This is a genomic window from Bradyrhizobium sp. 139 (assembly GCF_023074175.1).
Taxonomy (GTDB): Bacteria; Pseudomonadota; Alphaproteobacteria; order Rhizobiales; family Xanthobacteraceae; genus Bradyrhizobium.
On sequence record NZ_JADPKS010000157.1, the window covers coordinates 1 to 7,742 of the forward strand.

At 61.0% G+C, this 7,742-nt stretch carries 4 protein-coding genes and 3 pseudogenes; 2 read left to right on the plus strand and 5 right to left on the minus strand.

Annotation, left to right across the window (positions count from 1 at the left end):
- A partial coding sequence (locus IVA80_RS33605; RefSeq protein ID WP_247439370.1) for a transposase occupies window positions 1-504 on the plus strand: 504 nt, incomplete at its 5' end.
- 344 nt (window positions 505-848) lie between these two features.
- Here the strand turns inward: IVA80_RS33605 and IVA80_RS33610 are convergent.
- Window positions 849-1,412 (minus strand): annotated as a pseudogene (locus IVA80_RS33610) (IS66 family transposase); the annotation flags it as partial.
- A gap of 724 nt (window positions 1,413-2,136) precedes the next feature.
- Here IVA80_RS33610 and ltrA point away from each other — a divergent pair.
- Entirely contained in the window at window positions 2,137-3,219 is a 1,083-nt protein-coding gene (gene ltrA, locus IVA80_RS33615) for a group II intron reverse transcriptase/maturase (protein WP_247439372.1), read from the plus strand.
- Between the two features lie 208 nt (window positions 3,220-3,427).
- On the opposite strand, the pseudogene IVA80_RS33620 reads toward ltrA, so the two are convergent.
- The 4 genes and pseudogenes from IVA80_RS33620 to IVA80_RS33635 form a co-directional block, all read right to left on the minus strand.
- Window positions 3,428-4,341: pseudogene (locus IVA80_RS33620) on the minus strand (IS66 family transposase); the annotation flags it as partial.
- Window positions 4,342-4,463: 122 nt separating this feature from the next.
- On the minus strand, window positions 4,464-4,820 hold the full coding sequence (tnpB, locus tag IVA80_RS33625) for an IS66 family insertion sequence element accessory protein TnpB (protein WP_063980520.1): 357 nt from the start codon (window positions 4,818-4,820) through the stop codon (window positions 4,464-4,466).
- On the minus strand, window positions 4,817-5,290 hold the full coding sequence (locus IVA80_RS33630) for a transposase (RefSeq protein WP_247439374.1): 474 nt from the start codon (window positions 5,288-5,290) through the stop codon (window positions 4,817-4,819). The genes tnpB and IVA80_RS33630 overlap by 4 nt, the downstream gene beginning before the upstream one ends.
- Window positions 5,291-5,571: 281 nt before the next feature.
- Window positions 5,572-6,806, minus strand: a pseudogene (locus tag IVA80_RS33635) (FAD-dependent oxidoreductase).
- Window positions 6,807-7,742 lie beyond the last annotated feature (936 nt).

Here is a 7,742-nt window from a genome sequence, read left to right on the forward strand (position 1 = left end):
CCTTTTTGCTGTCCAATCCCATCCGAAGCCTCCGTCCTAAGCGGAGGCTTCGCACAGCCATCCCAGTCCCGAAGCAAGGGTTCCCGCTTAGCGCTTACCATCGTCACCGATACACAAGGAAATTTGCTGAGCGCCATCGTGCACCCGGCCAATGTTCAGGATCGGGACGGTGCGCCGGCCGTCGTCATCTTGGCCTGTGCGAGCTACCCGACTATTGCACACTTGTTTGCTGACGGCGGCTACGCCGGCGAAAAGCTTGAAAACGCGCTCCGGAAAATCGACGGGCCCACGATTGAAGTTGTCAAACGCCCGGATGACGCAAAAGGCTTCGTTATTGTTGCCCGACGCTGGGTCGTCGAACGCACGTTGGCCTGGCTCAACCGCTGCCGACGTCTCGCCAAGGATTGGGAGGCCTCCGTCACCTCGGCTGAAGCATGGCTCCTTATTGCCTCAACCCGACAACTGCTGCGCCGCATCGCCAGATCGGCCAACGTCAAGTCATGAATTTTGAGTCAGACTCTTAGATTTTTTGTACTCCAGTAACCGGGAACGGCGTGAACTTGACGAATTCAGAGAGCTAAAACACATTCTCAGGATGATCGACGAAGACGGGTTTGACAACGTAACCGCGGCGATGCGTCAGTCCTTCCTGCGGCGCATCAGGGCCGGTCTGAGCAATCGGTGCCCGGCCATAAATGATGTGAGGATTCGGTTTCCCGGATCGGACTCCAGTTTCGCTCGTAATGCTTGAGATCGCCGACTTTGTAGTTCTCAACGAACAACCTGCCTGCGGCTCGGCGATATTGACAATAACGACCAGCTATTGCGGTTGACGGTAAGCGTCGTTCTCAGGCCACGGCTTTGAGGGCTTGAGCGCGGTAGGCCCAGGGCAGTAGCTGGTCGATGTCGCGGTTTGGATGCCCGTTGATGATCCTGGTCAGGACGTCGGTGAGATAGGCGAGCGGATCGACGTCGTTGAGCTTGCAAGTCTCGACCAGGGTTGCGACGACTGCCCAATGTTCGGCGCCCCCGTCGGATCCGGCAAACAGCGCGTTCTTGCGACTGAGCTTAATGCCACGGATTGATCGTTCGACCGTATTGTTGTCGAGTTCGATGCGGCCGTCATCGATGAAGCGCGTTAAGCCTTGCCAGCGCGAGAGGGCATAGCGGATGGCCTCGGCGAGCTTGATCTTCTGGCTGATGAGAGCCAGCTTAGCGCGCAGCCATACCTCAAAGGCATCGGCCAGTGGTCGGCTCTTCTGCTGCCGCACGAGGCGACGCTCCTCCGCGCTGCGGCCGCGGATCTCCTTCTCTATCGCATAGAACGCGGCGATGTGCTTCAGCGCCTCGCTCGCGATTGGAGCGGGGCCGGCTGTCGCGAGTTCGTAGAAGTTGCGCCGCATGTGCACCCAGCTTGCGTCAGGACAAGTCCTGGAAAGGAGGAAAGAATGTGATCTGAAACCTTTCAACGTGACCCAGAGGGTTCGACGCCCTCCCGGCAAAGGCGGAGCCCGCCAGTCGGAAGCGAGTCTTGCATGGGCGATGGCAACGTCGCTCGTGAAGCGTAGACAGCGGGTACCGAAGCCCTGTGGCAAGCCTCGAAATCATGGTCGTGCTGAAGCCTTCGCCGTGTTGGGTGCGGGGGCAGCACCGGGAAAACCGCTATGGCCAGGCTGACCGGTTCGGCCGGGGTCTCCGAGCAGGGCAAAGGTACGGGATGGGTCGCCAGGAAACCTGAGAGATCCCGTTTGTGCCCATATGGAAAGCTGGCGCGGAGCACCGGCCTCAACAACGCTCCAGGCCCGATGTCTCGACTTGGCGAGCATCCGGAGCGCGCATGCGAACACGAAACACCAAGGCATGTGGAATCCCGAAGCGAAGACATAAGCCGACGGATATGCACGGCGGGAGGTCGTAGCGGCTTCATAGTACTGACGAAGGCGGGGAACTGGGCTCACCGGGATCCGCTGGAGGGAAGGGAGCCGCCACGCGTTAAGACCCATTGACGAGAAACACGGGAGGGAACGCTGAGTCCCGCAAACCTGTCCACGAAACGACAATGGATAGCCGATCTGGCGAGGAAACATCCCAAGCGGGTGCTCACCTCGTTGCATCACCTGATCGGACCGTGAATGGATGCTCGAAGCCTATCGCTTGACGCGCAAGGATGGCGCGCCGGGAATCGATGGCATGATGGCGATGGACTATGAGGCGAACTTGGAGGCCAATCTTGATGGCCTTCTGGCGCGCATCAAATCCGGTCGCTACATCGCGCCGCCGGTGCGACGGCACTACATTCCCAAAGCAGATGGCACAAAACGGCCACTGGGTATCCCGACACTGGAAGATAAGGTGGCGCAGCGGGCGATTCTCCTGCTGCTGGAGCCGATCTACGAGACGGACTTCTTGCCGTGCTCGTACGGCTTCAGACCGGGACGATCGGCCCATGATGCCCTGCACGCACTGCGTAATGGATTCATGGAGCAAGGGCTGCGCTGGGTCGTGGACGTCGATATCTCGAAATACTTCGACACCATCGACCACACGCACCTGCGCCGATTCCTCGATCAGCGAGTCACGGACGGCGTCGTCCGGAGGATGATTGATAAATGGCTGAAGGCGGGGGTGCTCGAAAAGGGCGTCCTTCGCCGCACGACTGGTGGAACGCCCCAAGGCGGCGTGATCTCGCCACTGCTTGCAAACATCTACCTGCACTATGTGCTGGATGAATGGTTCGAGCAGGTGGCGCGACCGCGTCTCAAGGGGCGATGCCAACTGGTCCGATACGCTGATGACGCGGTGATCGCCTTCGAGGACCATCTGTCCGGCAAGCGATTGCTGAACGTGCTGGGTAAGCGGCTCGGTCGGTACGGGCTTCAACTCCATCCGACCAAGACCCGCTTCGTAGACTTCCGGTTCAAACGCCCGGGTGGGCGTCATCCCGCGACGGCGGGGACCACATTCAACTTCCTTGGCTTCACCCATGTGTGGGGTCAATCGAGGAAGGGTAAGAATGTCGTCCGACAGATAACGGCAAAAGACCGTTATGCCCGCGCGCTGGCTTCCGTGACGGAATGGTGTCGGCTCAACCTGCATCGTCCGTTCCGGGAACAGCACGCGCACTTGTCGCGGGTGATCCGGGGGCACTGCGCCTACTACGGCATCTCCGGCAACGGCCGACGGATCAGATGGTATCACCACCAGATCACGCGGATATGAAAGAAATGGCTTGCACGGCGTGGCCGCCACAGCAATCTGCCGTGGTCGCGCTTCCGGGCCATGCTCGCGCGACATCCGTTGCCGACAGCCAAGATCGTCCACCAATATGCCGTCCCGTGAGCGAAGCTTACGCGTGAAGAACCGGATGCGGGTAATCCGCTCGTCCGGGTCTGTGAGGGGCGGGGATGGCAATATCCCCGCCTACTCGGCAGAAGGCGAGCTCGACCTCGCCACGCTGGGCAAGCTTTGGATAGGCGTTGTAGCCATCGACCTGCAGAACGCCCTTGAATCCGGCAAGATGGCTGAACAGCCGCTCGGCTTTGCGGTCGGGTGCATAAACATAGGCGATGCCGGGCGGATCGAGGCCGCCCCAAGGCCTGTCGTCAGCGGCATAGGCCCAGAGCTGACCGGTCTTGGTGCGCCCTCGACCGGGATCGAGCACCGGCACCGTCGTCTCGTCGGCGAACAGCTTGGACCTGTCGCGAAGCACCGTGAGAAGGCGCTCATGCAGCGGGCGCAGATGGAAGGCAGCATGCCCAACCCAGTCCGCCAATGTCGATCGATCGAGAGCGATGCCCTGGCGGGCATAGATCTGGGCCTGCCGGTAGAGCGGCAGATGATCGGCGTATTTGGACACCAGAACCTGGGCGACGGTTGCCTCCGTCGGCAGTCCGCCCTCGATCAACCGGGCCGGAGCCTCGGCCTGCAGGACGCCATCTTCGCAGGCTCGGCAGGCATATTTGGGACGTCGGGTGACGACAACGCGGAACTGCGCCGGCACCATGTCCAGCCGCTCGCTCCTGTCTTCACCGATCCGATGCAGTTCGCCCTGGCAGCAGGGGCAGGTCTTGTCGTCGAGGTCGACGACGACCTCGATCCGCGGCAGGTGGGCCGGCAGTGCTCCGCGATTGACGCGGCGCTTGCGTGCGCGCTCCGCTCGGCCTTCCGGGGCTGTCTCGTCCGACCGGCCTCGGCAAAGGCTGCGACCTGTTGGACGTCCTCGAGGCCCAGCAGCATCTGCTCCTCGGGAAGCGACTCTGCCTTCCGGCCAAAGCGATGACGCTGCAGCTCCTTGATGATCTGGCGCAGCCGCTCGCTCTCGTGCCGCTCGGCAAGCAGCATCGCCTTCAGCGTCTCGGGATCATCAGGAAGGTTATCGCTCACAGGCAAATCAGAGCATATTCGCGCCCGCTTGACGACGTGCTCGATGCCCCTGATTCACTTCGCCGCAGCGCAGCCCACAATTATCCGGCTTGCGTCGGGACGACCGTCTCCCGTGCCGCGTGGACACGCCGCCAATCAAGCCCTTCGAGCAGCGCCGACAATTCCGCCGCCGACAAACGCATGACGCCATCCTCGATCTTCGGCCACCGGAAGACGCCTTCCTCGAGCCGCTTGGCGAACAGGCACAAACCCGTACCATCCCAGAAGATCAGCTTAATCCGGTCCGCCCGCTTGGCACGGAACACATAAACAGCACCCGAGAACGGATCGGCCTTCATGTGCTCGCGTACCAACATGGCAAGCCCCTCCATTCCCTTGCGGAAGTCGACCGGTTTGGTGGCCACCATCACCCGGACAGTTCCGGACGGGCCGATCACCGGCTTGCCTTCAGCGCATGGACGATGGCCGCAATCATCGCCACGTCCGCGCCTCGGCCGACCCGGATAGTGACGCCCTCGGCTTCGATCTCGATGCCCCCGGCATCGCAATAGCGAGCCTGGGCATCGCAACGGCGAGCCCGGACATCCGGCTTGGCCTTGCGTCGCGCTGTCTCGCGCTCATAGCCAACAGCCACGGCCGGTACCACGGCGTCTACCACCGCCGGTACAAACGGCGGATCGCCAGCCATCGGCGTCGGCAACCGGCGTGCTTGCCGGCGCCAAGTGAACACTTGTTGTGGGGTCAGCCCGTGTCGCCGGGCAATCTCGGAAACGACGGCGCCTGGTACCAGCGTCTCCTCGACGATCCGGGCCTTGTCGTCCTTGGAGAACCAACGACGGCGTCCCGTCTCCGTGATCACTTCCAGCCGGCGCGCCGTCACGTCCGACTTAAGCGTATGGTCAAGCATAGACACAAGCCGATCCCTTCAAAGAGATCTTCAAACTCGCCTATCCCATGTGCCGCGAGAAGGTGGGAGTGGAACGACGCTTACGGTTGACGCACAGACAGGTCGTTTGGCTATTCTCCTTGCGCGTGGGTGGTCGGGGAACGAAGCTGAACCTCTTGTCGCCGACGCAGGGCTGCGTCCCGAGAGAGAGTTCGTGTTTTCGATTGCGCCTTCCGCAACCGGCGAACCACCGCGCTTCTCGTATCGTTCGGCACTCATTCCCAGATGGTGAGATATCCGGGCTAGATCAATAAAGATCTTATACTTATGGTGGGATCTGCAAGCGCCTCAGTGTCGGGAGCAAGCCGCCGGCCGATCATTATCTCTGCAAAACGTATTTCCTTGGCGATCGCGCTCAGGCTACCGAAGCCGCATGCGGAGATCAGCCGCCCGTCGGCGGCCAAATAGAAGAACAGCCGCCCTTTTGTCCCAAGGCTTCTCGCTACCGGGACGTCTTGTTCGCGACAGAGACCGGCGATTTGAAGCGTCTCATCGTATTGATCGGACCAGAACCACGGTACGTCTTCGTAAGGCTGGGTCGCGCCGAGCATGTTGCCTGCGACGGCGGGGCCCTGTCGCTGCGCGTTGCGCCAGACCTCCAGCCTAACCCGCTCGCCATACAGGCGGTGCGGGAACGAACAGCAATCGCCGGCCGCGAAGATGTCTGGATCCGAGGTGGCCAGCGTCTCGTCCACGACGATGCCGTTGTCGATTGCTAAGCCCGCTGCTCCCGCCAGCTCGGTATTTGGGACGGCGCCAATCCCAACCACAACTAGATCGGCGATAAGAACGCGGCCGTCCGCCAGCACGATCTCGGATCGTCCTGCCTTGGCGTCGATACGTTCCACGATGGTGCTGGTTTCAATGCGCACGCCTGAACGCTCGTTCTTGCCCCTTATGAGCTCAGAAATGCATGCCGGGACTGCCCGCGTCAGCAGCCGAGTGCCAGCCTCCAATACGCTCACCGAAGCGCCTCTCGATACCGCACTCGCGGCAACTTCGAGTCCGATGAACCCGCCCCAATGACAACGACCTCGCAACCTGGACCAATTACGCGGCGAAGAGCCAAGGCCTCCGCATAAGTGCGCAGCGTCGCGATTCTGCTTCCTGGTGCGACCGGGACACTCAGTTGTCGAGGACGAGCACCCGTCGTCAGCAGCAGTCGTGTGTAGGCCAGCTGCGCCCCGTCCGAGAGGGTGACGGTATGCGCAGCGCGATCTATCCACTCTACACTGCCCCCTCCGAGATAATCAATTTCCAACTCTGCCAGGCGCTGGGGAGCGATGAGAAGCTTGGGTTCAGGCTTCGTTTCGTCGACTACGATTGTCTTGGAAAGCGGCCGTCGCTCATATGGCAACATGGATTCGTTGCCTATCAAAATGATCGGCGCCCCACACCCGCCCTCGCGGAGGGCGATCGCTGCGGCCGTTCCGGCCGCGCCCGCCCCGACAATGACCATCGCGGGTTTGCTATTCATGCGGTCCAACCATGTTTGAGGGCCAGCGCCTCAACTCTCGGACGGCTAAACCAGCATACCTCTGTTTTGTGCGACGCTGATCCCACCTTCGAGAAGCGATTCGTTCCTCGACGCCGCGCAGGCGGAACACGGCCTGCGCGTTAAGATCTAGGACTCGAAGTTGCCGCGCGAGATCGATCACAGTTTTAAGGTTATCGATTGACCATGGGCTACATGCACCCGCGACCTCGAGCCTTCTGTCGGCCAGAGCGCGCGCTAGCTTAACGATACGAACCGAATCGTCGGGCCAAGCAGTGGATCCAGTCGACTCCCCCTTTCTCGGCCGTCGTTAGTGCATCCACGATGGATCGCTCGATTGGCTCCGGATGTCGCGGCCGATCATCCAACGCAACGGCAGGACAAGCAGTCCGCTTTGACACAACGCTATCTCCCGCACTTGGCTTTCCCGCCTCTTGATCAAGACAGAGCCAGCATCGAGCTTAGCTTCATATCTGTGCAAAATCGATGCGCACCGGCCAGCGCGCCCCTCGTCGATCCACGATTGAAACCTTCCGAAGTGCTCCGGGCATTCGATGAAACGGCTGCTGACGAGATGGACCTTCTCTTGTGAGCAAGGGTCAGTGTCCGCGAGTATACGCGTCTAGCGACGCGAACAATTACAAATGAGCGACCGTCGTCCTCTAAGCGCAACGCCTGGTGTTTTTGGTGGCGAGCTACGCGCAACTCGTTGGGACCCGCCGACACGCAGCGGGTACCCAGTAAGAAACAACGCTATCTGAACCTCCTCCGACTTGATGGACACCCGTAGTAGGCTCGAAGAGCCAGGATGTGTCGGATGGAAGGACGTCAACGTCGCTCGTTTACCGATGACTACAAGCGGCAAGCGGTTGATCTCGTAGCGTCTAGCGGTCGCTCGATCGGCTCGGTTGCCAAGGA

Coding starts and splice junctions, on each gene's coding strand:
- ltrA (WP_247439372.1), top strand. CDS start 2,137: ATGCTCGAAGCCTATCGCTTGACGCGCAAGGATGGCGCGCCGGGAATC.
- IVA80_RS33630 (WP_247439374.1), bottom strand. CDS start 5,290: ATGCTTGACCATACGCTTAAGTCGGACGTGACGGCGCGCCGGCTGGAA.